The 26,232-nt window shown below is 65.9% G+C and carries 22 protein-coding genes; 13 read left to right on the forward strand and 9 right to left on the reverse strand.

Annotated elements, in window-relative coordinates:
* Positions 1 to 168: 168 nt before the first annotated feature.
* Positions 169 to 1,695 carry an XrtA system polysaccharide chain length determinant gene (locus tag GM658_RS27335; RefSeq protein ID WP_155457277.1) on the reverse strand — a complete coding sequence of 509 codons (1,527 nt, stop codon included), beginning with the start codon at positions 1,693 to 1,695 and terminating at the stop codon, positions 169 to 171.
* Between the two features lie 191 nt (positions 1,696 to 1,886).
* On the opposite strand from GM658_RS27335, the gene GM658_RS27340 reads away from it, so the two are divergent.
* From GM658_RS27340 to prsT (GM658_RS27375), 8 genes are all read left to right on the forward strand, one after another.
* Positions 1,887 to 2,660: a S1 family peptidase gene (locus GM658_RS27340; protein WP_155457278.1), complete on the forward strand. Its 774-nt coding sequence runs from the start codon at positions 1,887 to 1,889 to the stop codon at positions 2,658 to 2,660.
* Positions 2,661 to 2,726: 66 nt separating this feature from the next.
* A complete protein-coding gene (locus GM658_RS27345) occupies positions 2,727 to 3,341 on the forward strand; it encodes an XrtA/PEP-CTERM system exopolysaccharide export protein (RefSeq protein WP_155457279.1) in 615 nt (204 codons plus the stop codon).
* 210 nt (positions 3,342 to 3,551) lie between these two features.
* Positions 3,552 to 4,163 carry a hypothetical protein gene (locus GM658_RS27350; protein ID WP_170299017.1) on the forward strand — a complete coding sequence of 204 codons (612 nt, stop codon included), beginning with the start codon at positions 3,552 to 3,554 and terminating at the stop codon, positions 4,161 to 4,163.
* Positions 4,163 to 4,396, forward strand: a complete 234-nt coding sequence (locus tag GM658_RS27355) for a hypothetical protein (RefSeq protein ID WP_155457281.1) — start codon at positions 4,163 to 4,165, stop codon at positions 4,394 to 4,396. Before GM658_RS27350 ends, GM658_RS27355 begins: the two co-directional genes overlap by 1 nt.
* Positions 4,397 to 4,398: 2 nt before the next feature.
* On the forward strand, positions 4,399 to 5,310 hold the full coding sequence (locus GM658_RS27360) for an HprK-related kinase A (RefSeq protein WP_371865306.1): 912 nt from the start codon (positions 4,399 to 4,401) through the stop codon (positions 5,308 to 5,310).
* Complete coding sequence (locus tag GM658_RS27365; protein WP_155457283.1) at positions 5,294 to 6,406, forward strand: nucleotidyltransferase domain-containing protein; 1,113 nt, start codon at positions 5,294 to 5,296, stop codon at positions 6,404 to 6,406. Before GM658_RS27360 ends, GM658_RS27365 begins: the two co-directional genes overlap by 17 nt.
* 63 nt (positions 6,407 to 6,469) lie before the next feature.
* The gene (locus GM658_RS27370) at positions 6,470 to 7,285 is read left to right on the forward strand and encodes a lytic transglycosylase domain-containing protein (RefSeq protein WP_155457284.1); all 816 of its coding nucleotides are present in this window, start codon (positions 6,470 to 6,472) and stop codon (positions 7,283 to 7,285) included.
* Between the two features lie 130 nt (positions 7,286 to 7,415).
* Positions 7,416 to 10,190, forward strand: coding sequence for an XrtA/PEP-CTERM system TPR-repeat protein PrsT (gene prsT, locus GM658_RS27375; RefSeq protein ID WP_155457285.1), 2,775 nt, complete (start codon positions 7,416 to 7,418; stop codon positions 10,188 to 10,190).
* Here prsT (GM658_RS27375) and GM658_RS27380 read toward each other — a convergent pair.
* From GM658_RS27380 to GM658_RS27415, 8 genes are all read right to left on the reverse strand, one after another.
* Positions 10,151 to 11,227: a nitroreductase family protein gene (locus GM658_RS27380; protein WP_155457286.1), complete on the reverse strand. Its 1,077-nt coding sequence runs from the start codon at positions 11,225 to 11,227 to the stop codon at positions 10,151 to 10,153. The genes prsT (GM658_RS27375) and GM658_RS27380 overlap by 40 nt on opposite strands.
* 63 nt (positions 11,228 to 11,290) lie before the next feature.
* On the reverse strand, positions 11,291 to 12,160 hold the full coding sequence (locus tag GM658_RS29455; protein ID WP_170299018.1) for a PEP-CTERM sorting domain-containing protein: 870 nt from the start codon (positions 12,158 to 12,160) through the stop codon (positions 11,291 to 11,293).
* A 200-nt stretch (positions 12,161 to 12,360) separates the two neighbouring features.
* Positions 12,361 to 13,239 (reverse strand): ThiF family adenylyltransferase, encoded by an 879-nt coding sequence (locus tag GM658_RS27390; RefSeq protein ID WP_155457288.1) that lies wholly within the window; start codon positions 13,237 to 13,239, stop codon positions 12,361 to 12,363.
* Between the two features lie 10 nt (positions 13,240 to 13,249).
* Complete coding sequence (locus GM658_RS27395; RefSeq protein WP_229417096.1) at positions 13,250 to 14,017, reverse strand: N-acyl amino acid synthase FeeM domain-containing protein; 768 nt, start codon at positions 14,015 to 14,017, stop codon at positions 13,250 to 13,252.
* A gap of 332 nt (positions 14,018 to 14,349) precedes the next feature.
* Positions 14,350 to 17,106, reverse strand: coding sequence for an XrtA/PEP-CTERM system TPR-repeat protein PrsT (gene prsT, locus GM658_RS27400; protein WP_155457289.1), 2,757 nt, complete (start codon positions 17,104 to 17,106; stop codon positions 14,350 to 14,352).
* A gap of 28 nt (positions 17,107 to 17,134) precedes the next feature.
* Entirely contained in the window at positions 17,135 to 18,970 is a 1,836-nt protein-coding gene (locus tag GM658_RS27405; RefSeq protein ID WP_155457290.1) for an asparagine synthetase B family protein, read from the reverse strand.
* 12 nt (positions 18,971 to 18,982) lie between these two features.
* Positions 18,983 to 20,230: a pyridoxal-dependent decarboxylase, exosortase A system-associated gene (locus tag GM658_RS27410; RefSeq protein WP_371865304.1), complete on the reverse strand. Its 1,248-nt coding sequence runs from the start codon at positions 20,228 to 20,230 to the stop codon at positions 18,983 to 18,985.
* Positions 20,227 to 21,810 carry an acyl-CoA ligase (AMP-forming), exosortase A system-associated gene (locus tag GM658_RS27415; protein WP_155457291.1) on the reverse strand — a complete coding sequence of 528 codons (1,584 nt, stop codon included), beginning with the start codon at positions 21,808 to 21,810 and terminating at the stop codon, positions 20,227 to 20,229. Before GM658_RS27415 ends, GM658_RS27410 begins: the two co-directional genes overlap by 4 nt.
* Before the next feature lie 176 nt (positions 21,811 to 21,986).
* On the opposite strand from GM658_RS27415, the gene GM658_RS27420 reads away from it, so the two are divergent.
* From GM658_RS27420 to GM658_RS27440, 5 genes are all read left to right on the forward strand, one after another.
* A complete protein-coding gene (locus GM658_RS27420; RefSeq protein WP_155457292.1) occupies positions 21,987 to 23,168 on the forward strand; it encodes an aminotransferase class I/II-fold pyridoxal phosphate-dependent enzyme in 1,182 nt (393 codons plus the stop codon).
* On the forward strand, positions 23,165 to 24,214 hold the full coding sequence (locus GM658_RS27425; protein WP_155457293.1) for a GNAT family N-acetyltransferase: 1,050 nt from the start codon (positions 23,165 to 23,167) through the stop codon (positions 24,212 to 24,214). The genes GM658_RS27420 and GM658_RS27425 overlap by 4 nt, the downstream gene beginning before the upstream one ends.
* A gap of 79 nt (positions 24,215 to 24,293) precedes the next feature.
* Positions 24,294 to 25,388: a GNAT family N-acetyltransferase gene (locus GM658_RS27430; protein WP_229417097.1), complete on the forward strand. Its 1,095-nt coding sequence runs from the start codon at positions 24,294 to 24,296 to the stop codon at positions 25,386 to 25,388.
* 3 nt (positions 25,389 to 25,391) lie between these two features.
* Positions 25,392 to 25,640: an acyl carrier protein gene (locus GM658_RS27435; protein ID WP_155457294.1), complete on the forward strand. Its 249-nt coding sequence runs from the start codon at positions 25,392 to 25,394 to the stop codon at positions 25,638 to 25,640.
* Positions 25,637 to 26,232, forward strand: a 596-nt coding sequence (locus GM658_RS27440) for a hydrolase 2, exosortase A system-associated (protein WP_155457295.1), incomplete at its 3' end; no start/stop codon positions are given. The genes GM658_RS27435 and GM658_RS27440, both read left to right, overlap by 4 nt.

Here is a 26,232-nt window from a genome sequence, read left to right on the forward strand (position 1 = left end):
GGGGCAGGCGCGGCGGCGGCGGCCGGCGCCGGCTGGACGGATTCTGCGACCGGCGCGGCGGCAGGCGCCACGCTGGCCTCGGCGGCGTCGGCAGGACGCGGTTGGCCGAGGCGGTTGGCTGCTTTTTCAATAATGCTCACTTGATGAACTCCCTAAGTGTTGCGGCGCTCAGCCAGCGCGCAGCAAGGTTGCGGTGACGACACCGCCAAATGCGGTCAGCAGCGAGGCCACGGCCAGGCCGAAGGCGTACAGGCGGCGCCGGCGCGACGATTTTTGCTGTTCGGTCCAGTTCATGCCGATGCTGCCCAGGATAGGCGCGCCGGTGACTTCACGCAGGCTGTGCTGGCTGAGGAAGGTCGGACGAATCTGGCTCAGCAGGAATGCCAGGCCCAGGCCGGACAGCAGCGCGGCGACGAATACCAGCGAATAGAAACGCGGCCGGTTGGGGCCGATCGGCACCTGCGGCACGTTCGGCGGATCGATCACGCGGAAGCTCATCATGTCGGTCGCCGAGCTGAGGTCGCCGGACAGCTTGGCCGATTCGCGGCGCTGCACCAGCTTCTCGTAATTTTCCTTGTTGATCGCATAGTCGCGGTTGAGCTGGGCCAGTTGCGCTTCCACTTCCGGCGCCGCCGTGCTTTGCGAGCGCATGCGTTCCATGCGCGTTGCGTATTCGTTCACGCGCGCCTTGAGCGAGGCCACGCGCGCTTCTTCCACCGACAGCGCGACGTTCATCTGCTGCAGCATCGGGCTGTAGTTGGCGCCCGGGTCGCCGCTCTTGGCGGCCTTCTTGGCTTCTTCCTTCTTGCGCTGCTGCAGCGAAGCGATCAGGCGCTTGGCCGAGACGATGTCCGGATGCTCTTCGGTGTACTGCATGCGCAGGCCATCGAGCTGTTTTTCCAGGGCGGCGATGCGGCCATCGATTTCAGGATTGCTTACCTGCTGTTCGACGGCAACCGGCGCCATGTCTTCACCGGAAATCTGGCGCTTGATGGCATTGCGCGCCTGTTCCGATTCGGTCAGCTCCAGGCGCGCCTGGGCCAGCTTGTCGGCCAGTTCGCCCAGGTTGGTCGAATAATCGGTGCCCTGGCGGGGCAGCAGGCCCATGTGGCGGATCTTGAATTCCTTCAGCGCATTCTCGCCGGCGGCCAGGCGCTCTTCGTACATCTTGATCTGGTCTTCGATGAACTGCACGGCCTTTTCCGAATCCTGCTTCTTGCCGCCGAAGGAACCTTCAACGAAGATGGTCAGCAGCGACTGCACCACGTCCTTGGCGATTTTCGGGTTCTCGTTGTTGTAGGAAATCGTATAGATATCGTCGCGTTCGGTGCCGGTGACCTTGATGGCGGCCATCAGCTCGTCGACCTGCTTCTCGTGCTCCTTGCTGTCCTTGGCCTTGATGTCCAGGTCCACCATGCGCAGCACGCGCTCCACATTGGGGCGGCTGATCAGGGTGCGGCGCATGAACATGACCTGCTGCTCCACGTTGGGCGTGGTGGTCATGCCCGACATCAGCGGCTTGAGGATGCTCTGGGTATCGACGTAGACCCGGGCCGAAGCCTGGAAGTCGTTCGGCAGGTGGTAGACCACGGCCCAGCCAACCAGGGCCACCACCCAGGCAATGGCCACGGCATGCCAACGATATTTTCCGATTGCCTTTAAAAAGGTCAACAGCAAGGCGGTTAATTCTGCCATTTTTGATCTTTCGTCCCTGGGTTAGGCAGGCAAACTATCGCAGTGCCCACATCTAATATTGCCTAAATAACATCTAATCTCTATCATACAGCAGAACACGCTGCCTGTTACTATTAATTTATGCTTGTTGCGTGCAGCTGACTAAAAGAATTTAACATTTCCCCCTGGAAATTCACCCTTGCGGAGGCCCCATGGCTAAGCTGATTTCACTATTCCTGGCGGCCTGCCTGTGCTGCGCAGGCACTGTAGCGGGGGCCATGCCGCTGCCGCGCACGATTGCGGCGGTCAAGCCGAGCGTGGTCGGCATCGGCACCTTCAACCGCACCCGCAGTCCTGCCATCGTATTCCATGCCACCGGCTTTGTGGTGGGTGATGGACTATCGGTTATCACCAACGCCCACGCGGTGACCGCGCTCGATACGGAAAAGCTGGAAACCCTGGGCATCGTCACCGGCCACGGCGACCAGCTGCAATTCCGCGAAGCGACCGTGGTCACCATCGACCGCGCCCACGACCTGGCGCACCTGCGCCTGACTGGCGCCCCCTTGCCGGCGCTGAACCTGGGCGGCAGCGAACTGCTGGAGGAAGGCCGCGAGCTGGTGTTTACCGGCTATCCGCTGGGCATCCTGCTGGGCCTGAATCCGGTCACCCACCGCGCCCTGCTGGCGGCGCAGACCCCGGCCATCCTGCCGACGCCGACGTCGCGCGGCCTCAATCCGCGCGCCGTGCTGCAGCTGCAGCGTGGCGCGCCGTTCACGATTTACCAGCTGGACGGTACCGCATACCCCAGCAATAGCGGCAGCCCCGTGTATGATCCGGAAACGGGAACCGTGGTGGGAGTGATCAATATGACCCTGGTCAAGGGCGCCAAGGAAAGCGCGATCACCGACCCCAGCGGCATCAGCTATGCGATCCCGGTGCGCCATGTGCTGGAATTGCTGCAACAGGGCACGCCACAAAAATAGCGGCAAGGATGACAAGAGTCGTGGTATAACAGGCAATGCTAAAATGCAAATAAGGAGAATAATGTGATGACCTTCAAGAAGCTCGCCGCCAGCGCCGTCGTCCTCGGTCTGCTGGGACTGGGCGGTTGCGCCACCCCGCACAGCGGCGCCCCGGCCGATGCCGGCGTCGTGCCCCAAAGCGATTACCTGATTGGCCCGGGCGACAACCTGAGCATCATCGTCTGGCGCAACCCGGAAGTGTCGCAAGTGGTGCCGGTGCGCCCTGACGGCAAGATCACCACCCCGCTGGTCGAAGACTTGCCAGCCAGCGGCAAGACGTCCACCGAACTGGCGCGCGATATCGAAAAGGCGCTGGCCAAGTTCATCCAGCAACCGGTGGTGACCGTCATCGTGACCGGCTTCGTCGGCACCTATGGCGAGCAGATCCGTGTGATCGGCCAGGCCGCCAAGCCGCAATCGCTGCCTTACCGCCGCGATATGTCGATCCTGGACGTGATGATCGCCGTGGGCGGCGTCACGGAATTTGCCGCAGGCAACAAGGCCAGCATCATCCGCATGGTCGACGGCAAGCAGCAGCAATTCACCGTGCGCCTGAACGACCTGATCAAGGACGGCGATATTTCAGCCAATGTGCCGATGCGCCCGGGCGACGTGCTGGTAATCCCGGAAAGCTTCTTCTGAAGCCTGTAACTTGCACTTAAAAAGCGATGCCGCAAGGCATCGCCTGTGTCCTGCAGGTGTCGAAAATTCTTACAACTCAAGCTATGATAGTCAGGCAGGCAGGGGCCGTGCTTGAGTTAGCTCATCTAAACGCCTGATTTGTCAGGTAATCCGTGAAACTGACTGGTATCTGGAACGGTACTTGCTTGTTCACTAAGTATCATGGGCCTGTTGCGCCCAATACCAATTCGCAAGGACGACGACGTGGCCAACGAACAACAGCCAGGCAAGCAATTAAGCGCTAAAGGCGCTGCGCGCCGCCGCTTTACCCGCACCGGTGCTGCCGCATCGGGCGTTCTGCTGACGCTGCACAGCCAACCTGGCATGGCTGCGATTGTCTGCGCCACGCCTTCCGGCCATGCTTCGGCCCTGCTCAGCGCCCGCAATCCCGATGCACTGAGCTGCTCCGGCCGCAGCCCCGGCGTATGGCTGCAAGCGCTGGAGCCGCGCGGCAAAAACCACAACACGCCGGGCCATGTGGCCTGGCCTATCGACCCGAACAAGAAATTCGGCTCGGTCTTCACCACCAGCAAGCCGATCGGCCAGGCCTCGTTCGAGACCGTGCTGGACAATAACGACCCCGTGTTCGACCCGGACAACCTGGGCGCCCACATCGGCGCCGCCTACCTGAACGTCCTGTCGGGCCGCTCCACCTTCCAGACCGAACTCATGCTGGTCAATATCTGGAACAACCTGCGCGATTATGGCGTGTTCCACCCGACCGCCGGCGTCGACTGGAATGGCAAGGCCGTGGTCGAATACCTGAGCAGCACGATGATTTGATGGCGCAGCAGTGGTGTATCGTACCGGGCCAGTCGCTGCGCAGCCGCAGCTGGAACGGACAAAGCGTTCTCTATAACGAAGTATCGGGCGCCACCCACCTGCTCGACGAGCAAGTCCTCGAGCTGCTGCTCGCCTTGCGCGACGGCAGCCTGGAAGCGGAGGACTGGGCCGATCCGGCCCTCCAGCAAACCCTGGCCGAGCTCGCCAAACTCTACCTGGTGCACCCTTGCTGACCGTGGCTTCCCTGTCGCCCGGCGCGCTGCATGCACGCCTGGCCGGTCCCGGCTTGCGCCTGCGCACGGGCCGCTTTGGCGTCTGCCTGCAGGCGGACGTGGCCAGCGTGACGGCCGGCATCGGCCAGCTCTATGGCGACTACCCGCTGCTGGACGAAGCCGATTTCACCGATTTCAACCTGAAGCTGGTACGCCCGCTGTCGCCGCGCCGCTGGCTGCGCCCGCAGGTGCGGCTGGAATGCGACGGCTACGATGTCTACCAGCCGATGCCGCTGCAGCATGCCTTTCCCATTTTTGAATGGGGCTTGAACTGGTGCGTCTCGGGCCGCGCCCACCGCTACCTGATCGTGCATGCCGCCGTGCTCGAGCGCGGCGGGCGCGCCGTGATCCTGCCGGCGCCGCCAGGTTCAGGCAAGAGCACCCTGACTGCCGCGCTGGCCGGCAAAGGCGGCTGGCGCCTGCTGTCGGACGAGCTGACCATGATAGACCTGGAGAGCGGGCTGGTGGTGCCCAACCCGCGCCCGATCAGCCTGAAAAACGCTTCCATCGACATCATCCGCGCCTACGTGCCGGACGCCGTGCTGAGCGAGCCGGTGCGCGATACCCAGAAGGGCACGGTCGCCCATATGCGCGCGCCCGGCCAGGCCGTGCAGCGCGCCGGCGACAGCGCCATCCCGGCCTGGATCGTGTTCCCGCATTACCAGGCCGGCGCCGCCACCACGCTGGAAGCGCTGCCGCGCGCCGCCACCTTCATGGAACTGGCAGGCAACAGCTTCAACTACAGCATCCTCGGCGCGGCCGGCTTCGACGCCCTGGGCCGGGTGATCGAGGCTGCCGCCGGCTTCCGCTTCCGCTATAGTGCGCTGGACGAAGCCCTGGACACCTTTGCCCGCCTCGATGACTTTATCCGCTGATTTGCCCCTGCTGCTACGCATCCTGCGCGACCCGCAGCGCTCGGCCGCGCTCACGCCGCGCGCATGGGAGTTGCTGCTACGCCAGGCCGACACGGCCAACCTCGGCGCCGCCCTGCACTACTGGCTGGCGCAGCACGGCATGCTGGAGCAAGCCTTGCCGCAGGCGCGCGAGCAGCTGTGGTGGAATGCGGTGCAGGCGCGCCGCCACAGCCAGGCCACCTACTGGGAGCTGCGCCACATCGGCCAGGCCCTGGCGGGACTTGGCCTGCCGCTGCTGCTGCTGAAGGGCGGCGCCTACGCCGCGGCCGGCCTGCCCCCCGCCGCCGGCCGCATGTTCTCCGACATCGACATCCTGGTGCCGGAAGAAAGCCTGCCGCAGGTGGAAGCGGCCCTGATGGCCCACGGCTGGGTCAGCACCCTGCACGACGCCTACGACCAGCGCTACTACCGCGAATGGATGCATGAGCTGCCGCCCATGAGCCATATGCTGCGCCAGACGTCGATCGACGTGCACCACACCATCTTGCCGCGCACGGCCGCGCAGCGGCCCGACGCGCGCCTGCTGCGCGCTGCCGCGCGGCCGCTCACGGATCCTGGCGCGCCGCCGGGCGCCGCCGTGCTGGCCCCGCTCGACATGGTGCTGCACAGCGCCACCCACCTGTTCGCGGACGGCGAATTCGACAAGGGCTTGCGCGACCTGTGGGACTTGCACCGCCTGCTCACCCATTTCGGCCAGCAGGAGCCGGGCTTCTGGGAAGCGCTGCCGGCGCGCGCGCAGCAGATGCAGTTGCAGCGCTTCCTGTTCTATGGCCTGCGCTACAGCCGCATGCTGCTCGGCACCGAGGTGCCGGCCGCCACGCTGGCCGCCCTGGCGCCCGCCGCTCCGGGGGCGGCGCTGCAAATCCTGATGGATGCCCTGTTCACGCGTTCGCTGCTGCCGCACCACGCCAGCTGCCGCGGCGCCGGCGGCAAGCTGGCCGACTTCCTGCTGTATGTGCGCGGCAACTGGCTGCGCATGCCGCCGCTGCGCCTGGCGCGCCACCTATTCCACAAGGCATTTTTGACACCCAAAAACTCGCAAGGCGCGGCCGCATAACGGCAGCAACTGCCAGCGCCGCACCGCTACAATGGCTGGGTCGTCGCTTTGCACGGAGCCTGCATGCGATTCCCAGCTGCCGTGGCGGCCACCCTGCTGGCCCACGCTGCCTGTGCGCAGAATGCCGCCACCCTGTTCGACCAAGCCCAGCGCCTGGAACACGGCGAAGGCGTGACGCGCGACCTGGACCAGGCGGCCGCGCTGTATTGCCGCGCCGCCCGCCTGGGCGCTCCCGAAGCCCAGTACGCCCTGGGCTGGATGTATGCCAACGGCCGCGGCGTGGCGCACGATGACGGCGTGGCCTGGCGCCTGTTCGGCCTGGCTGCCGAGCAAGGCTATGCGGCCGGGGTGCGCATGCAGGCCCTGCTGCCGGCAGCCCCCAGCGCCGCCCTGCCCGGCTGCATGGCGCCCGAGCCGGCCCTGGTGCTGGACGACGCTGCGCCCCCCCTGTTCCCGGGCGAAGCGGCGCAACGCGTCCGTCCGCTGGTCGAGAAGCTGGCGCCCGCCTTCGACCTCGACCCGGAGCTGGTGATGGCCATCATCGCCGTCGAGTCGGGATTCAATCCGCAATCGGTCTCGAACAGGAATGCGCGCGGCCTGATGCAGTTGATTCCGGCGACCGCGCAGCGCTTCAATGTGCGCGACAGCTTCAACCCGGAGCAGAACATCCGCGGCGGCATGGCCTACCTGCGCTGGCTGCTGGCCAATTTCCGCGGCGACGTGAGCCTGGTGGCGGCGGCCTACAACGCCGGCGAACAGGCCGTGCTGCGCTACGGCGGCGTCCCGCCCTACGCCGAAACCCGCGACTATGTGCTCAAGGTGAAGCGCCTGTACCGGCACGCCTTCCACGAATACCCGGCGCCTTCCGGCTACCAGTAGCGTTTTTTGCAACAGAGCGGGAATCGTCGGGAAATCAGCCCTTCCTTGAGATATTATTAACAACTATTCAAGTTGTGCCAACCTTGCCGCCTGCCTGCCGCAGCGCGGCGCCACACTGAGGAATTGAGTCATGCCGCGTCGTTCCGTCCGCCCAGCTGTTCGTGTCTCCCTTGTGTTCGCCAGCCTGATGCTGGCCGCCGGACTGTCCGGTTGCGAAAAATCCGATACCAGCGCTGCGCTGCTGGCGGACGCCCAGCAATACCAGGCGAAGGGCGATATCCAGGCAGCCCTGATCCAGCTCAAGAACGCAGCGTTCAGGAATCCGCAGGACCCTGAAGTGCGCCTGCGGCTGGCGCAGCTGTACAACCTGGCGGGCGATCCGGTTTCGGCCGAGAAGGAAATCCGCAGGGCTGCCAGCCTGGGCATGGACAGCGCGCGCACCGCGCCGGAACTGGTCAAGGCGCTGAACGCACAAGGCCAGGCGCAGAAGGCGATCGATGAAAGCGATATCGACAAGCCCAGCGCCGAACTGCTGGCTGGGCGCGGCGACGCCTGGCTGGCGCTGAACAAGCCGGCCAAGGCGCAGGAATCGTTCGAACGGGCGCTGGCCGCCCAGCCTGGCTACGCCGAAGCCCTGATCGGCAAGGCCCGCGTCGCGGCATTGAATAAGGACCTGGACAGCGCGATCGGCTTCACCAACGAGGCCGCCGCCGCCAATCCCAAGGATGCCTCGGTACCGTTCTTCAAGGCCAGGCTGCTGCGCGCCCAGGGCAAGCAGCAGGAGGCGCTGGCCACGTTCGGCGAGGCCATCAAGCTCAAGCCAGACCATATCAATGCCCGCATCGAACGCGCCGTGCTGGAAATCGGCGCCAAGGACTATGCGGCGGCCAAGGCCGATATCGACGCAGTGCAGAAATTCGCGCCCACCTCGCCGATGGCGATGTTCGCCCAGGGCCTGCTGGAATTCACCCAGGCCGATTACCCGGCGGCCCGCGAGTCGCTGCAGAAAGTGCTGAGCGCGGTGCCGGACCATCTCCCATCCATCCTGCTGCTGGGTTCGACCCTGGCGGTGATGGGCTCCTGGGAACAGGCGGAGATGCATACCCGTTTCTACCTGGCCAGCTTCCCCAACAACAAATATGCGCTCAAGCTGCTGGCGCAGATCCAGCTGAAGAACCGCCAGCCGCTCGATGCGGCCGCCACCCTGTCGCCGCTGCTCAACGACGGCACCCAGGATCCCCAGCTGCTGGCCCTGGCCGGCGAATCGTCCATGCGCTCGGGCGACTTTGCCAAGGCCAGGCAGTACTTCGAGAAAGCCAGTTCGCTGGCGCCGCAGACGGCCACCTTGCACACCTCGCTCGGGCTGAGCAAACTGGGCCAGGGCGACCAGCAGGGCGGCATCGCCGAGCTGGAACAGGCGACCGCGCTTGATCCGGCATCGGAAAGCACGGCAGCCGCCCTGGTCGGCACCGAAATGTCGCTGAAGCATTACGACAAGGCGCTGGCGGCGGTGCAGAAACTCATCGCGGCGCAGCCGCAGAGTGCCGCCGCGCGCAACCTGGAGGGCGGGGTCTACATCGGCAAGGGTGACCGCGCCGCGGCGCGCGCCAGCTTCGAGAAGGCCGCCAGCCTGCAGGCCGACCTGCTGGCGCCGGTGCGCAACCTGGCGCTCATGGATGTGCAAGACAAGAAACCGGATGCGGCACGGCAGCGCCTGGCCGCCTTCATTGCGAAAAACCAGAGAAACACCGACGCCATGGTGACGCTGGCGCAACTGGAGATGAGCCAGAATCGCCCGGACGACAGCAGGGCCTGGCTGGAAAAGGCTTACGCCGCGAATCCGCAAGCAGTCGGCCCGGCACGCATGCTGGCGGCGCACTACCTGCGCACCAGGGACGCCGGCAAAGCCCTTACGCTGTTGCGCAAGGTGCAGACCGAGCATCCGGCCGACGCCGAAGTGCTCGACCTGTTGGGCCAGGCCCAGCTCGCCACCAACAATGCGCAAGCCGCGCTCGAGACTTACAGCAAGCTGGTCAATGTACAGCCGAAGTCGGCCGACCCTCACCTGCGCCTTTCCGCGGTCCACGCCAAGCTGGAAAACCTGCCGGCTGCCGAAGCAGAATTGAAGAAGGCGCTGTCGATCGATCCGGCTTCCCTGCCGGCGCGCTATGCCCAGCTGGACCTGGCGCTGATGAAGGGGCCGACGGACGAAGCGCTGGCGCTGGCGCGCAAGACCCAGGAGGTGGCGCCCAAAGCTGCCGAGCCGGTGATACTCGAAGGCACCATCCTGGCCGCGCAGAAAAAACCGGATGCGGCCTTCAAGGCCTATGAGCGTGCATTCACCCTGGCCCAGACGCCGTTGCTGGCGGTGCGGCTGGCTGCCTCGATGAAGGCGCTGGGCAAGGCCAGGGAATCGGAGGCCCGGCTGCAGCAGTGGCAGAAGGAGCATGGCAGCGATGCCGTCATCGTCACCTACCTGGGCGAGAGCGCGCTGATGGACAAGCAGTACAAGACTGCCGCCGAGCTGTTCGAATCCTTACTCAAGACCGACCCGGGCAACGCGGCCGTGCTCAACAACCTGGCCCTGGCGTATCAGGCGCAGAAGGACCCGCGCGCGCTGGCGACGGCCGAGCGGGCGTTGAAGCTGGCGCCGGCCAATGCCGGCGTGATCGACACTGTCGGCTGGATCCTGGCGCAACAGGGCGACCTGCAGCGCGCCGTGCCGCTGCTGCGCAAGGCGGTGGAGGCTGAACCAAGGGCGACGGAAACCCGCTATCACCTGGCGTACGCGCTGAACCAGGCGGGCGACAAGAAGGCGGCACGCCAGGAACTCGATAAGCTGCTGGCCGATAACAAGGAGTTCCCTCAGCTGGACGATGCCAAGTCCTTGCTGAAAGCCTTGTGACGCAATACCTGGTCGAGCGGCAGCCGGCGTGAGCGGACCGGCTCGACCGTCGGGTAGCCCACGCGCAGGATCATGTGCAGCTGCTGGCCCGGCGCCAGCGCCAGCAGCTGGCCGACTTCGGCTTCGACGGCGCCGATCTTTTGCTCGAAACCCGGCGGCAGGATGCCCTCGTGCAGGCGGTTCAGCTGGTCCGAGACCACATAGAACGGCTGCACGGCGACGCCGGCAAGATTGATCTCGCTCCACACGCGGACCAGCAAGCGCCCGGCCTCGAGCACGTCGCGCCGGGCGCCGCCGCCCGTAATGCAGACCAGGGCCGGCGCGGCCGAGATCTGGCCCACCTCGGCCAGGGCCATGAGCTTGTACATGCCGAAGCGGTTCAGGGCGGCCATCCGCTCCCAGTCCGCAATGAAGCGCAGCAGCGCCGCGCCGCCCGGAGGCAAGCCCAGTGTCCGCATATCCAGGCCGTCGCCACGCGCCACTTCTTCCGGCGTGCGGCGCAGGCAGTCGAACAGCCAGCGATGCAGGGCGGGATTGCAAAAGCGCGCCTCGGCGCTGGTGCGCACCTGGCGCACCAGGCGCTTGATGGACGCGGCATCGCTCAACACCGTCACGCGGTTGCCGCCCTGGCTGCCGGCCGCCAGCTTTTCCAGCAGGGCCGGCGGCAGGGCCGCCTTACGATAGGGAAAACGATTGGTGTGGCGCGCCGCCGGCCCGGCAGGCGCGGCGAATTGCCCGGGCAGTGACGGCAGTGCCAAGGTGCCATACGGCTGGCCGCCCGCCTCGGCCCACTGCCACGGCGCATCGAGGCCATTGGCGGCCAGCGCAGCGCTGATATTTTCCGCCACCGCGCCAATGCCGAGCAAAGTGCCATGGCTGTCGGGACCGAACACATTGCTGGCGGCATGCCGCTGCGCATAGGCCAGCCCAAGCGTGCGGCCGTCCCAATCGATGTAGCAAGCCTGGCCATTGTCGGCGGTCGGCGCCATGGCGCCCGTCTCGGCCAGCCGCACAATGAAATCCGCTGTTGCCGTCATTCTCTCTCCCAATGAAAAAAGCCCGACTCGCAAGACGGGCTTTGGAACAGCTGCGCCGGCGGATTACTTGGCGCGGCGGCGGCGCAGGGTACCGATGCCGATCAGGCCCAGGCCCATCAGGGCCAGGCTTGCTGGTTCAGGAACCGCAGCCACACGGCCGGCCAGCGATGCCACGCCTGCCAGCGGGATATAGCCCGAAGGCGGACGGCCAACCAGGCTGAAGGAGGTGGTCAGGTCGAAGTCGGAGCAGGTCGAGCCCAGCACGCAACCCAGGTGGTTGTCCACCGAGTTGGTATCCAGCGCTGCCATGACAGCCGCCAGGCCGCCAATGATGTTCAACTGGCCGATGCCGGTACCGGAATCGGTGGTGCCCGAACCGAAGTTGGTACCAGTGGCCAGCAGGCTGCCGGTACGGCCGGTAACGATGTCCAGGAAGTCCGAACCGGACAAGGACAGCCACAGGGTGCCGTTGGTTGCTTGGTTCAGCAATTGGGCTTCAGACACGTCGGCAAACGGGTTGAAGTCCATGCTCGCGCCAGTGCCGACGTAGAAGTTCACGAAACCGCCGGTGAAGTCGATATTGGTCGCGCTGCCGCCCGGCTTGGCGGTGAAGCCATAGAAGCGGAAGGTCAGTTCGCAAGTACCGGCGCCGCCGGCGCAGAAGTTCAGGTTGCCGTTAATCGAATTGACGCGGCCATAACCTGCGATCTGCGAACCCGCTGCGAACGATGGGGTGCCACCCGATCCCAGCGTCGTCGCGCCAGGGGCGGTGCCGCCGCTGTAATCGGACACGAAGCGCTCATAAACCTCGGCGGCTTCGAAGTGCGGAGTGCCGGCATCGCCAATATTGATGCCGCCGACGTAGCCTGCGAAGGCTGGCGCGCTGCCGACAGCCAACGTCAGGGCCAGCAGGTGTTTCTTAAAGTTGAACATATGTATCTCCATGTGAATGGGAAGGCGCTTTATCTTGATGGATCTGTGAGCTGTTACTGAATAAGCATTAATCGGGCCAGCTTAAATATTCGGTTAAATTTCAAATATTTAGCTTCCGCCGTCGATGTCACCAAAACAGCATTGTCAATTTTTCCGACATGCGGCTAGCGATAAGGGAGCAACTGCCCCGGACGGCTGCCCTACTTGAGCAAAGCCTTGGCAAACACGCGTTTGCCCACCTGCAGCGCGAGCTGCGTCAGCGGATTGCGGTGGCCGCCAGGACGCCAGGTGCGTACCAGCGTGTCGCGGTAGGCGTCGTACTGGAAGCCGCGCGGGGCGGCCAGCACCTTGCCGCGCCCCAGCAGGATTTTCAGGGCCTGGGTGCCCGCCACGCCGGCGCACAGCTGGCAGGCCATGATGGTCGAGGGCCCGCGCCGTTCGGCCAGGTTGACCGCTTCCGGCCAGACCAGGTAGGGCCGGTGCAGGCCGGCCGGCGCCACGCCCACCATGAAGCGCAGCGCCTTTTCCAGCTCGGGGCGGTCGCCCCAGCCGAAGTATTCTTCAAACGTCATGCCGCCCGGCATGAAGGTCATGCAGGCCGCGCCCATGCCCAGCGGCGCCACCGTCACGGCCGGAATGCCGCGCGCCGCGCACATGGCGAACATTTGCTGGCGCGCATCAAACGCAAAGAAATCCAGCCCGTCGATGTAGAGGTCGACGCCGTCCAGGAATTGCCCCATATTGCTGGCGTCCACCCCTTGGCCGAACACGTCGATTTGCGCTTCGGGATTGATGTCGCGCGCCATGCGCGCCGCTACGTCGGCCTTGGGCAAGCCCATGGTCGACATGAAAGCGCCCGCCTGGCGGTTCAGGTTGGCGATATCAAAGGCGTCGAAATCGGCGATGTGAAAGCGCGTCACGCCCAGCCGTGCCAAGGTCAGCAGATGCACGCCGCCGACCCCGCCCACGCCGGCGATCGCGACCCGCTTGTTCTTGAGGCGCGCCTGCTCATCCGGGGTCACCCAACCAATATTCCGAGAAAACGCCAGGTCATAGGAAAATGAGAAGGCGTCTGCCATATGGCTCCCGTTATTGGATATTTTTCAGGCGGTTGATGATGCCGCGCTCTTCACGCGGCGAATAGAACAGCGGATAGAACGAGCGCGACGTGGTGGCCGCCTCCAGGCCCAGGCCGCCCAGTTTTTCGATTTGTTCCGTCACGTAGGCCAACTCCACCACCAGCAGGTAAGCCGGGGCGTCGACGCGCGGATTGGTCTTCAGCTCGCCCATGCGCTTGAAGCCGAGCATGGCTTCGTAAAAACGGCGGTGGCGCGGGTTGATTTCGATAAAGATATGTGTGCAGTTGTGCAAGTCGCGCGCATAAATCACCGACAGATGGAACAGCGAAGCCATCTGCGATTTGCTGCCGCCATTGTCGAACGCCAGCTTGGTGATCTCGCACACGCGGGCGCCCGGCAGCATGCGCACGCTATCGACTTCTTCCTTGAAAATTTCATCGGCCATGATGCCGATTGGGGAGTCCAGGCCCAGGGTCAGGGTACCGACCACCTCGCCTTTGTCGCTGGCGGTGAGCGTGATCCGGTTCGGATCATCGGTGAGTTTATGGGTCCCGGCGTAGCCGCGCCAGGAGTACATCTTGTTTATGAGCAGGCTGGCCTTGCTGCGGCCTTCGAGCGTATCGATCATGCGGATACCAAAAGATTTTTCGTCGGTAACCAGATCTTCCATATTCTCCGGAAGCAGGTCCTCGAGCGTGGCGCGCGCATGGGCATGGGAATCGGCTGGCATGGCCCTGACGGGCGCACCTTCCAGCACTGGGACAGCTGTTCCATTCATGGCTCTATCCTCCTTTGGCACCCGCTAGCCTTGCGGCGAGCCTATACCAAGAGCCCGGCGAGCGGCGCGTGCACCGGGCTCATCGGCGAAATATAGTGCATTCCAATTCAGTGGGCAATGCGCGCACGATTGATGCCGAGGCGAAAATGTATCGAAATGCAAGGGAGTTATGTAAAAAATACTAACAAATCCCATGTTGGCACGGCTGCGCCCGACATTCAATACCCCTTGCGCATTTATTGCGAAAAAGACTCAATTGTTTTCAATTAAACAACGGCTTGAGAGGAGATTGCCCCCGCGCAGCTGACGGCGCGGGGGCAGGATGTTGCTACTTATTCAAACTGCTTTTGCAAGTTACGTCCTTCGTCGGACTGGGCAAAACGGGCGTCGGCCATGGCTGCCTGCAATTCCTTGCGCGCGCCAGCCTTGTCGCCCTTCTTCCAGAGCGCGGCCGCATAGTGGCCGCGGATATCGCTGGCCTGCGGCGCCAGTTCGCTGGCCTTCTTCAGGAACGGCAGCGCGCGCTCGAGCTGGTTCTGCTCGGCCAGGATCCAGCCCAGGGTATCCATGACGGTCGGATTATCGCCGGCCAGCTGGCTGGCTTTTTCCGCCGTAGGCAAGGCGCGCTTGTCTTTTTCCTGCTGGTAGGACCAGGCCAGGTTATTCAGCGCCATCACATTGTCCGGCGTCTTGCCCAGTACGGCTTCCAGCTGGGCGATGGCTTGCTTGTATTGCTTGGCCGCAATGTTCAGCTCGGCCGAGTACAGCATGCCCAGCGGCTCGTCCGGATGCGCCTTGCGCCAGGCGGCGACCTGGGCATCGGCCTCCGCTGAACGGTTGGCCGCGCGCAGGGCGCTGGCCAGTTTCATCAGCAGTTCCGGCCGCTGTTCCATGGCAAACGCTTGCTGGTAGGGCGTCACCGCCTGGGCTGGCTTGCCCGTCTTCACCAGCAACTCGGCTTCCATGACGTAACCTGCGACTTGCTTCGGCTGGGATTTCTGCAGGCCGCGCGCCACGGCCAGCGCTTCCTCGGGCTTGTTTTGCAGCAAGGCCAGGTCGGCCTGCATCAGGTAGGCCGGGATGAAGCCGGGCGCCAGGGCCAGGGCTTTCTTGACGCTGGCTTGCGCGCCCGCCAGATCCTTGCGCTGCACCTTGACGCTGGCCAGGAACAGCTGCGGCTGCGGCGCTTTCGGCAGCGCGCCGGCCAGCTTGCTGAACGTTTCATCGGCGCCAGGCAAGTCGCCCGACATCTGCTGCGCGCGCCCCATCAATTCCAGCACGATCGGCGAATCGGGGTGGATCACCAGGACGTTGCGCAGATAGTCGACCGCCTTGTTCGGCTGGCGCGTCTGCAGGTAGTAGCCGCCCAGGCGCAGGGCCGGGGCCAGCGCATCGGTGTTGACGGCAGCGGCCTTTTCCAGCCACTGCGTGGCCTCGTCGCGCTTTTTGGCACGCTCGGCCAGCTGGGCCATGGCTGTCATGGCCAGGACATTGCCCTTGTCGCGCTCCAGCAGTTTCTGCAGGTGGGCGCGCGCCGCCTCGGGCTTTTGCTCCATCAGTTCCAGCTGGACCAGGGTGATCACGGCAGCATAGCTCGCCGGCGCCAGCTCCACCGCCTTGTTGAAGGCAGCCCGCGCGCCGGCCTTGTCCTTCTTGGCCAGCAGCACATGGCCTTTCAGGATATGCAGTTCGGCCTCCTTGCCATGCTTGGCTTCCTGCTTGGCCAGGACCGCCATGGCCTGGTCGAATTCCCCTACGCCGAGGCGGGCGCGCGCCAGCGCCAGGGCGGCCGTCAGCGAATCCGGCTCCAGTTCCAGCGCCTTGTTCAGCATGGCCATGCCCTGCTCCCGCTCGCCCAGCGCAATGCGGGCGCCGCCCAGCGCGATATAGGTCGGGCTGCGCTTGGGATTGATGGCGATGGCCCGTTCCAGCAGCGCGGCCGCCTTGCCCGGTTCGCGCACCATCATATTGCCCTGGGCCGCCAGTTCCAGCAGGCTGCCGTCGCTGACCTTGTCCTGCAGCGCAGGCTCGAGCACCGTCAGCGCTTCCGCCGGCTGGCTTTCACGCAGCAGGGTCGCCGCCAGCATCTTGCGCGCATAGACATTGCCCGGCATGGCGTCGAGGTAGGTGCGCAGCTTGGCTTCGCCTGCGTGCAGGTTGTCGAGGTGGTAGTCGACCGAGGCCGAGAGCAGCATGCTCGGCAGATGGTTGGGCGCGCTCTTGGCCAGCAATTGCAGGTTATCGCGCGCGGCCTTGTAATTGCCGCGCGAATAGTCGATCAGGGACTGGGTATACAGCGTCGGCAGGCTGCGCGGCGCCGATTTCTTGGCCTGGTTCACGGCAGCCTGGGCCGCATCGAGCTTGCCGGCCACGATGTCGAGGTAAGCCTGCTCCAGGTTGGCGCTGCTGTTGGTCGGGTCCAGCTTCAGCACTTCGGCAAAGGCGGCGCGCGCCTCTTCCGGCTTTTCCTGGGCGCGCAGCAGCTCGCCCTTGAAGGTCAGGGCATTGATATTCGATGCGTCCTTGGCGATGGCCTGGTCGGCCAGGGCGCGCGCGCCTTCCAGGTCGTTGCCGATGGCGGCCAGGCGCGCCATGCCGGTCAGCGCGTCGGCGCTATTGGGCTGGGCGTCGAGGGCGACCTGGAATTCCTTTTTCGCCTCATCCAGCTTGCGCAGGCCGATCAGGGCTTCGCCGCGCAGGGCCAGCAGGGCCGGCGTGCGTTCGAACTTGTCGGTATCATCCAGCATCTTCTGGAAGTCGCCCATGCGCAGCAAGGCGTCGGCCAGCAGGCGCTGGCTCTCTTGCGGCTTGTATTTGAGGTCGAGCGCGCGGCGCGCTTCCTTTTCCGCCGAGACCGGGTCATTCATTTCCAGCGACAGCCTGGCCAGCTCGAAGCGCGCCTCGCCGCTGTTCGGGTCCTTGGACAGCGCATTCTTGAGCTGGATCTGGGCCGCCTTGCGGTCGCCTTTCGCCAGCTGCTGCTTGGCGTCGGCCAGCAGGCTTTCCGGGGTGTCCGATTTGCAGCCGGCCAGCAATGCGCTGGCGGCCAGGGTGGCGGCGACGGCCAGCCGGGTTACGCGATGTGCCATGATGTCCCTCGTGTTTGGTAGTTCGGTGTTATACGTTGCGGTGCGCGCGGAACCATTGTTCCAGCATCATCAGCACCCATACCATGGTGCCGTGGTAGCCGGCGTGCTCTTTCAGGTGCGTGCCGACCAGCTGTTCGATGAATTCTCCGCGCACGACCTTACGGGCCTTCAGGTCGCTCAGGCTGTCGGCCGCCAGCTGCTGCAGCTGCGCGTGTTCCTGCAGCCAGACCCCGAACGGCAGGCCGAAACCGTGCTTCTGCTTGGTGATGATGGCATCGGGCAGGAAGCCGCGCAATGCCTCCTTGAAGAACCAGCGCAACTGGGTGCCGTTCAGCTTTTGCTGCGGCGTCAGGCCGGCCGAGAAGGCGACCACTTTGTCGTTCAGGAAGGGGAAGGCGACTTCCACGCCGGCCAGCTCGCAAGCCTTCATCACTTTCGGCAGATCGTTGTCGGCCAGCGTCACCTGCAAGTCCAGCGCCAGCATGCGGTTGATCAGGGAACGCGCTTCGCTGCGGCCATAGTTGCGCTCCAGCGTGGCGATCGGGTTGCCGATATCGGCCGCCGCCAGGAAGTCGTCGGTGAACACTTGCTGCGCGCCATAGCGGCCCAGCAGGTTGTAGGTTTCCAGGCGCGCCGGCATGCCGACCGAGGCCTGTTCGATATAGCTGCGCGCCTTGCGCAAGAGGCGTACCCGCTCGCCGCCCGGGAAATTGAACACGGCCGGCTCCAGCAGGGCCTTGCGCACCAGGCGCGGCACCCGCTCGTACAGTTCGAACACATGCTGCTTGGCATAGCGCTCGTTGCCGCCGAACAGCTCGTCGCCGCCGTCGCCGCCGAACATGCGCGTCACGCCATCGGCTTGCGCCATGCGTGCACAGTAGAAGGCCGGCACCGCCGAAGCGTTGCCGAATGGCTGGTCGAACACGGCCGCCACCTGCGGGATGGCGTTGGCCACGTCCTCCGGCGTCACATAGTATTCATGGTGTCTGGTACCGAAATGGCGCGAGGCGAGGCGCGCGTAGTCCATTTCGTCATAGCCCTGGGCCTGGAAGCCGATCGAGTAGGTATCGGCCGCCACGCCGCCGACCTGGGTCAGCATGCCGGCGATGGTCGAGCTGTCGGTGCCGCCGGACAGGAAGGCGCCGACCTTGCGCTCGCCGGCCGCTTCCTTCACGCTGTGGCGCAGCACGGACAGGAATTCTTCCTTCAGTTCGCCGAAGGAGCGCTTGCCGTCTTCCTCGAACTGCATGCGCCAGTAGGCCTGCTCTTCGACGCGGCCCTGGCGGTAATGCAGGAAGTGGCCGGGCAGCAGGCGCTGCTGGCCCTGGTACACGGTGCCGGGCGAGGGCACCATGTGGAAGTAGACGTAGTTGTACAGGCCCTGGTGGTCCAGCACGCCCGGCGTGAGCGGGTGGCGCAGCAGACAGTCGGCCGAGCTGCCGAACACCAGGGTCTCGCCGGCCAGCTGCCAGGTGAGCGGCTGCACGCCCATGCGGTCGGTGGCCAGCAAGGCTTCGCCGCTGCGTTCATCGATGATGGCGAGCGTAAAGCAGCCGTGCACCTGGGCGCAGGTGCGCTGCGCGCCTTGCGGCCACAGGCCGGCGACGGTGGCCGCCACGCCTTGCGCGGCGGCCTGGGCCGCCAGCGCCGGATCGTCCAGGCGCGGCTGGCCCCACAATGCCACCAGCAAGCCATCGCGCTGGAAGACGTCCGCGCTGCCGGCCTGGGCGGCGACCGCCACGCCGCTGCGCTGGCCGCGGCGGGCCTGCACCGGGCTCCGGTCAAAACGGGACAGCGGCGCCGCCATCGTGTCCAGCAATTCCGGCGCGCCGGCAAACCCAATCCATCCACAGATCCCGCCCATACGCTTCCCTTTTTACACGAAGACTTCGACCGCGGCCGGGTGGCTGAGGAAAGCCGCCGGGCTGGCCGTGGCGCCATACGCGCCCGATTGCAAAACCACCACCAGGTCGCCCGGCTGCGCCTGGCCCAGTTCCATCTGGTCGGCCAGCAGGTCGAGCGGGGTGCACAGCGGGCCGACCACCGAGGCCAGCTCGCGCGGGCCGCCGGCCACCCGGCTGCCGATGACCACGGGATAATTCTTGCGGATCACCTGGCCGAAATTGCCGGAGGCCGACAGGTGGTGGTGCAGGCCGCCATCGGTCACCAGGAAGACCTGGCCGCGCGACTCCTTGCGGTCGACCACGCGGCAGACATAGGCGCCGGCCTCGCCCACCAGGTAGCGCCCCAGCTCGATCACCACTTGCGCGCCCTGCAGGCGCGGCCGCACTCCATCCATGATGCGCGCCAGGTTTGCACCGACCGCCGCCAGGTCCAGCCGTTCTTCGCCCGGGAAATAAGGAATGCCGAAACCGCCGCCGATATTCAGGATGCGCGGCGCGCGCGGCGCCGCCTCGGCCAGGCGCAAGGCCAGGGCGAAGGTTTTTTCGTGCGCGTCCTGCAGTGCGGCGGCCTTCAGGTTCTGCGAGCCGCTGAAGATGTGGAAGCCGTGGAAATCCAGGCCGAGGGCGCCGATGCGCGCCAGCATGGCCGGCACCCGCTCGGCATCGACGCCGAACTGCTTGGGACCGCCGCCCATCTTCATGCCGGACGACTTCAGTTCGAAATCCGGGTTCACGCGCACGTTCACCTTGGGCACGATGGCCAGGCGCTGGCCGACGGCGGCGGCGCGTTCCATCTCGCCTTCCGATTCCAGGTTCAGCACGATGCCGGCCGCAATCGCGCAGGACAGCTCGGCCTCGCCCTTGCCCGGGCCGGCAAAGCTGATGCTGGACGGGTCCATCACGGTGTCGAGCGCCACCCGCAGCTCGCCGCCGGAAGCGACGTCGATGCCGTCGACCAGGCCGGCCAGGTGCTGCACCACGGCCGGCATCGGGTTTGCCTTCATCGCGTAGTGCAGGTGCACGTCGCGCGGCAGCGCGGCGCGCAGTTCGGCCACCCGCTGCGTCATGGCGGCGCGCGAATAGGCGTAAAACGGGGTCTGGCCGACGCGCGCGGCCAGGCGCGGCAGCGGAATGCCGCCGATCAGCAGGCAGTCATCCTCGACGGCGAACTGCAGCAGCGGCGCGTGCTGCGGGCGCGGACGCCCAGCCTCCATATTCATGCGCCCTCCACGAAGACGTTCTCGTACTGGGTCGAGAGCAGCTTGCGGTCGATCTTGCCGTTCGGGTTGCGCGGCAGGCTGGCGTCGGCAATCACGACTTTCTGCGGCAGCATATAGGCCGGCAGGTGCGGCTTGAGCGCGGCCAGCAGGTCGGAGGCGGTCAGCGCCAGCCCTTGGCGCGGCCAGGCCACGACCACGATCGCCTGGCCCAGGACCGGGTGCCTGACGCCCAGGGCGGCCGCTTCGGCCACCTGCTCGCGGGCATACACCACTTCCTCCACTTCGGTCGGCGACACGCGGTAGCCGGAAGTCTTGATCATTTCATCGTTGCGGCTGATGAAGTACAGGAAGCCCTCTTCATCCTTGCGCACCGTGTCGCCCGACCATACCGCCAGCTCGGTGAGCGGCAGGCCGTAGTGGCGCGGTGCGACCGGCTTGAAGCGTTCGGCGGTCTTGGCCGGATCGTTCCAGTAGCCCAGCGACACCAGCGCGCCGCGATGGACCAGCTCGCCCGGTTCGCCCGGCGCGCATTCGCTGCCGTCGGGACGCAGCACCATCACTTCCGCATTGGGAATCGCCTTGCCCATCGAATCGGGGCGGCGCTCCAGCTCTTCCGGCGGCAGGTAGGTCGAGCGGAAGGCTTCGGTCAGGCCATACATCAGGTAGGGCTTGGCCTTGGGCAGGGCGGCGCGCAAGGCGTCCAGGGTCGGGCGCTGCATGGCGCCGCCCGAGTTGGTCAGGTAGCGCAGCGTGCAGTCGGCCGGCCAGGGCAGCGGCGCCAGCTGGATCCACAGCGGCGGCACGGCAGCCAGGCCGGTGATCTTTTCCGCCACCACGGCATGGAGCACGTCGCGCGCCAGCAAATGGTTGATCAGCACGGCCGTGGCGCCGGCGTGGAAGGCGGTGGTGAGCTGGCTCAAGCCATAGTCAAAACTCAGCGGCAGCACCGCCAGCAAGCGGTCGGACGGCGTATTCTGCAGGTAACTGGCAACGCTGGTGGCGCCGGCCACCATATTCCGGTGCGATAAAACCACACCCTTGGGCTTGCCGGTGCTGCCCGAGGTATACAAGATGGCGGCCATGTCGCCGTCGATGGCGCGGTGCGGCGCCAGGCCGCTGGGCGCGCCATCCTGCGCCGCCTGCCAGCCGAGCACCTCGACGCCGGCCAGCTGGGGCAGCGCGCCATTGCCCACCGCCAGCACCAGCTTCAGGTCGCGGCAGGAGGCCAGGGCCTCGCCCAGCAGGCGCAGGCGGTCGACCGAGGTCACCAGTACGCGCACATTGCAGTCGGCCAGGATATACGCCACCTGTTCCGGCTTGAGCAGGGGATTGACCGGCACGAAGGCGCCGCCGGCAGCGGCGGCGCCGAACATGGCCACCACGTTTTCCACATTCTTTTCCATATAGACCGCGACCCGCTCGCCGGCGGCCAGGCCCTGGCCCAGCAAGACCTGGGCCGTGCGGCTGACCGCAGCCTCCAGCGCGGCATAATCGAGCCGCTGCGGGCCATAGACCAGCGCTTCGGCGTGCGGCTGGCGCAGCGCGCTGGCGCTGATGAATTCGTGGATAAGAGAGCTCATGAAGGCGTAAACCAATTACAAATTGACAATTGCGATACTACGTGGGCAAGGCGGTCCTGTCTATAGGCGCTCAACAATTGTAAAATTTTCGCGCACGCTTGCGAAAGATCAAGACAACTAAGTTATACTATTTCAATGAAAAAAATGAAACATTATTGCGTCCAGATGCTAGTGTAATGAAGACCTTTGAAGGCGAGATCGCCATGCCGCGCAGCCCGGTATTATCGGGCGCATCGTTCCTGCATGCCGGTTACCCGCCGGTGCCCTCGGTGCTCGACGCCGGAGCGCGCCGCCTGGTGACCAGCGGCCGCGTCGCCATCGCCCTGGCGCTGCGGCAGATGGGGGTGGGGCCGGGCGACAAGGTGCTGGTGCCAGCTTACCACTGCGCCTCGATGATCGAGCCGGTGCAATGGGCCGGTGCGCAGCCGGTGTTCTACCGCATCGATGAACGCACCGCAGTCGACCTGGACGATGTGGCGCGCAAGCTCGACGGTTCGGCCAAGGTCCTGTTGGCCGCCAATTACTTCGGTTTCCCCCAGCCGCTGGAGCGCCTGCGCGCCTTTTGCGATGCGCACGGCCTGCTGCTGCTGGAAGACTGCGCCCACGCCTTCCTCGGTCAGTACCAGGGCCGTCCGCTGGGCAGCTGGGGCGATTATGCCATCGCCAGCAGCATGAAGTTCTTCCCCCTCTACGAAGGCGGCGCCCTGATTTCCGCGCGCCATCCGCTGCATGCGGTGCGCCTGCAGCGCGGCGGCCTGCGCTTCGAGCTGAAGATGGCCATCAACGCCCTGGAAAAGAGTTTCGCCCACGGCCGCCTGGGCGGCATGCGCACCCTGCTGTCCTGGCCGCTGGCCCTGAAAAACCGCCTGTGGGGCCACATCAAGTCGCGCGCCGCCGACGGCGTGATTGCCAGCGGGCCCGACTCGTCCGGCGGCGGTTTCAGCTTCGACCCGGCCTGGCTGGACAAGCGCTCGGCCCTGTTCTCGCGCATGCTCCTGCGCTGCGTCTCGCGCCCGCGCATGGGGGCGCTGCGCCGGCGCAACTACCTCCAGCTGCAGCAAGCGCTGCAGGGGCTGCCCGGCGCCCGCCCGCTGCATGCCAGCCTGCCCGAGGGCGTCTACCCCTGGGGCTTTCCGCTCCTGGTGGATGAACCGGAAACGCTGTTTGCCCACCTCAAGCAGCGAGGCGTGCCGGCCCTGCGCTTTGCCCAGTACCTGTGGGCCGGGGTCGACGCCAGCGTGTGCCCGGTCAGCAGCCATTATTCGCAGCACGTGCTGTTGCTGCCCTGCCACCAGGAACTGCGCCCGGACGAGCTGGCGCTGGTCGTGCGCAGCGTGCGCGAGGTGCTGGCGCCATGAACTGGCAGCTCTATCCGGCCACGGCTTTCGCCCGCCATGCCGGGCAATGGCAAGCCTTGAACCTGGCCAGCCAGCGCTCGGCCCTGCTGCATCCGGACTTCGTGCAGGCGCTGGTCGACCAGTTCGCCACGCAGGATGACTGGCTTGCCATCTGCCAGCAGGAAGGCAATATCGTCGCCATGACCCTGCTGCGCCAGCGGCGCGGCGGACGCTGGAACAGTTTCCAGCCCTCGCAGCAGCCGCTCGCGCTGTGGCTGCACCATCCGCATGCCCCGCTGGCGGCGCTGCTGCACGGCCTGCTGCGCGCCTTGCCGGGCTGGCCCCTGGTGTGCAACCTGACGCAGTTCGACCCGGCGCTGGTGGCGCGGCCGGCGGAGCCCGACCTGCATTGCGTCGACGCGCTGGTCACCGCGCGCCTGACCATCCAGGGCAGCTTCGACGACTACTGGCAGGCGCGCAGCCGCAATTTGCGCAACAACCTGGGCAAGCAGCGCAAGCGCCTGCAGCGCGAGGGCATTGTGCCGCGCCTGGAAGTGGTGCGCGAGGAAGCCGCCGTGGCCCAGGCCATCGCCGATTACGGCCGGCTGGAAAGCAGCGGCTGGAAAGGGCGCGAAGGCACCGCCGTGCATGCCGACAACGCGCAGGGCCACTTCTACCGCAAGATGCTGGAAGCGTTCTGCCGCCGCGGCCAGGGCTGCATCCTGCGCTACTGGTTTGGCGAGCAGCTGGCCGCGATGAACCTGTGCATTGAAGACGGCGACAGCCTGATCGTGCTCAAGACCAGCTATGACGAGCAGCTCGAAGGCCATTATTCGCCCGCCTTCCTGCTGCGCGAGGACACTTTGCGCCAGCTGTTCGCCGAGGGCCGCCCGCGCCGCCTGGAATTTTACGGCCGCACCATGGAATGGCATCTGCGGTGGACCGACGAGGTCAGGACCATGTACCATCTGACCCATTACCGCTGGCAACTGCTGGGCTGGCTGCACACGCAGTTGCGCGTACCCGCCTTACCACAGAACGGGTCGCATAAGTTATTCCCTAATTGACAACATACGTAGAATTATGACAACTTCGGGTGGCATAACCTTGCCTCCGCAGCGGAGGGGCCTCGACACACCATGGACCATGAGCACTGCTACCTCCCAATCCAGCCTGCAATGGCAGATCCTGCCAGCCGCCCAGTTCCCGGCCTATGCCGCGGCCTGGCAAGCCTGTAACCAGGCCACCCTCGCCACGCCCTTGCTGGCGCCGGAGCTGGTGCAGGCGGCGCTCGATCACCTGGCCAGCGGCAAAGAGCTGCTGGCCATCTGCCGCGCCGATGGGGCGGTGGCGGCCATGGCCGTGCTGACCCCGACGCGCCACGGCGTGTGGGCCAGTTTCCAGCCGTCGCAGGCGCCGCTGGGCTTCTGGATGCACCGTGCCGACTTGCCGCTGGACCGGCTTTGCGCGCGCCTGCAGGAAAGCCTGCCCGGCCTGCCGCTGGTGCTGAGCCTGACGCAGCGCGACCCGATGCTGGAAAGCCCGCCGCCGCCGACCGCCGGCCTGGCAGTGGACGACTATATCCAGACTTCCGGCATTTCGCTGGCCGGCAGTTTTGAAGAGTACTGGCAGGCGCGCGGCAAGAATTTGCGCAGCAACCTGAAGAAGCAGCGCTCCCGCCTGCAGCGCGAGGGCCTGGACACGCGCCTGGAGGAAAGCCGGCGCGAGGCCGACATGGCCGCCGCGGTGGCCGACTTCGGCCGCCTGGAGATGGCGGGCTGGAAGGGCGAGCGCGGCACCGCGGTGTGCGCCGGCACCCCGCAGGGCAGCTTCTACCGCGCCATGCTGGAAGGCTTCGCCCGGCGCGACCGCGCGCGCGTGTTCCGCTACTGGTTCGGCACGCAGCTGGTGGCGATGGACTTGTGCATCGAGAGCGACGACATGCTGGTGGTGCTGAAAACCGCCTATGACGAAACGGTGCCGGCCGCGCTCTCGCCCAGCCTGCTGATGCGCGAAGACTGCATGCGCCTGCTGTTCGAGGAGCAGCGCCTGCCGCGGCTGGAATTCTATGGCCGCCTGATGGAATGGCATACGCGCTGGACCAATGAAATCCGGACCATGTACCATGTCAGCTTTTACCGCTGGCCCGGCCTGCAGCGCCTGCACGCCCTGGCCAAGCAGCGCCACCTCCTGCTCGAGCGCTTGCGCGGCAGGCCGGCGACCACCCCCGTCATGGAGTAATACATGTATTTGGAAGAAATCAAGACTATCCTGATCGACGTGCTGGCCCTGGGCCCGGCCGGGCAACACCTGGACGAACATTCGGCCCTGCTGGGCAGCCTGCCGGAACTCGATTCGATGGCCGTGGTGCAGCTGATCGGCGCCCTGGAAGAACAGTACGGCTTCACCGTCGACGACGATGAAATCAGCGCTGCCACCTTTGCCACCCTGGGCAGCCTGGCGGCCTTCGTGAAGCATAAGCTGACCGCATGAACGCAGCGGCGCCCCAGCCCATCTTCCTGGCGCAGGGCGCCGCTGCGCGTTTTGCGCTGTACCATGCGCCGCAGCAGCCTTGCCGGGGCGCCCTGCTCTACCTGCATCCTTTCGCCGAGGAAATGAACAAGGCGCGCCGCATGGCCGCGCTGCAAGCGCGCCGCCTGGCGGCCGCCGGCTGGGGCGTGCTGCAGCTCGACTTGCACGGTTGCGGCGACAGCGCGGGCGATTTTGCCGACGCCAGCTGGGACAGCTGGCGCGCCGACGCCGCGCTCGGCCTGCAGTGGCTGCAAGAACGCCTGGGCGATGCGCTGCCGCAGGCGCCCGGCCTGTGGGGGCTGCGCCTTGGCGCCCTGCTGGCCCTGGACTATGCCTGCCGCCCGGCCGGCCCGGCCGTCTCCCAATTGCTGCTGTGGCAGCCGGTGCTGCAAGGCAGCGCCCACCTGACCCAATTCCTGCGCCTGCTGGTGGCGGCCGATATGCTGGGCGACGGCGGCGCGAGCGGCGGCACCGCCGCACTGCGCGCCTCCCTGGCCGGCGGCCAGGCCCTGGACATTGCCGGCTACACCCTGGCGCCCGCCCTGGCGCAGGC

The sequence above is a fragment of the Massilia eburnea genome, assembly GCF_009720745.1.
Lineage (GTDB): Bacteria > Pseudomonadota > Gammaproteobacteria > Burkholderiales > Burkholderiaceae_D > Rugamonas > Rugamonas eburnea.

Coding starts and splice junctions, on each gene's coding strand:
- GM658_RS27335 (WP_155457277.1), bottom strand. CDS start 1,695: ATGGCAGAATTAACCGCCTTGCTGTTGACCTTTTTAAAGGCAATCGGA.
- GM658_RS27340 (WP_155457278.1), top strand. CDS start 1,887: ATGGCTAAGCTGATTTCACTATTCCTGGCGGCCTGCCTGTGCTGCGCA.
- GM658_RS27345 (WP_155457279.1), top strand. CDS start 2,727: ATGACCTTCAAGAAGCTCGCCGCCAGCGCCGTCGTCCTCGGTCTGCTG.
- GM658_RS27355 (WP_155457281.1), top strand. CDS start 4,163: ATGGCGCAGCAGTGGTGTATCGTACCGGGCCAGTCGCTGCGCAGCCGC.
- GM658_RS27365 (WP_155457283.1), top strand. CDS start 5,294: ATGACTTTATCCGCTGATTTGCCCCTGCTGCTACGCATCCTGCGCGAC.
- GM658_RS27370 (WP_155457284.1), top strand. CDS start 6,470: ATGCGATTCCCAGCTGCCGTGGCGGCCACCCTGCTGGCCCACGCTGCC.
- prsT (WP_155457285.1), top strand. CDS start 7,416: ATGCCGCGTCGTTCCGTCCGCCCAGCTGTTCGTGTCTCCCTTGTGTTC.
- GM658_RS27380 (WP_155457286.1), bottom strand. CDS start 11,227: ATGACGGCAACAGCGGATTTCATTGTGCGGCTGGCCGAGACGGGCGCC.
- GM658_RS29455 (WP_170299018.1), bottom strand. CDS start 12,160: ATGTTCAACTTTAAGAAACACCTGCTGGCCCTGACGTTGGCTGTCGGC.
- GM658_RS27390 (WP_155457288.1), bottom strand. CDS start 13,239: ATGGCAGACGCCTTCTCATTTTCCTATGACCTGGCGTTTTCTCGGAAT.
- GM658_RS27395 (WP_229417096.1), bottom strand. CDS start 14,017: ATGAATGGAACAGCTGTCCCAGTGCTGGAAGGTGCGCCCGTCAGGGCC.
- prsT (WP_155457289.1), bottom strand. CDS start 17,106: ATGGCACATCGCGTAACCCGGCTGGCCGTCGCCGCCACCCTGGCCGCC.
- GM658_RS27405 (WP_155457290.1), bottom strand. CDS start 18,970: ATGGGCGGGATCTGTGGATGGATTGGGTTTGCCGGCGCGCCGGAATTG.
- GM658_RS27410 (WP_371865304.1), bottom strand. CDS start 20,230: ATGAATATGGAGGCTGGGCGTCCGCGCCCGCAGCACGCGCCGCTGCTG.
- GM658_RS27415 (WP_155457291.1), bottom strand. CDS start 21,810: ATGAGCTCTCTTATCCACGAATTCATCAGCGCCAGCGCGCTGCGCCAG.
- GM658_RS27420 (WP_155457292.1), top strand. CDS start 21,987: ATGAAGACCTTTGAAGGCGAGATCGCCATGCCGCGCAGCCCGGTATTA.
- GM658_RS27425 (WP_155457293.1), top strand. CDS start 23,165: ATGAACTGGCAGCTCTATCCGGCCACGGCTTTCGCCCGCCATGCCGGG.
- GM658_RS27430 (WP_229417097.1), top strand. CDS start 24,294: ATGAGCACTGCTACCTCCCAATCCAGCCTGCAATGGCAGATCCTGCCA.
- GM658_RS27435 (WP_155457294.1), top strand. CDS start 25,392: ATGTATTTGGAAGAAATCAAGACTATCCTGATCGACGTGCTGGCCCTG.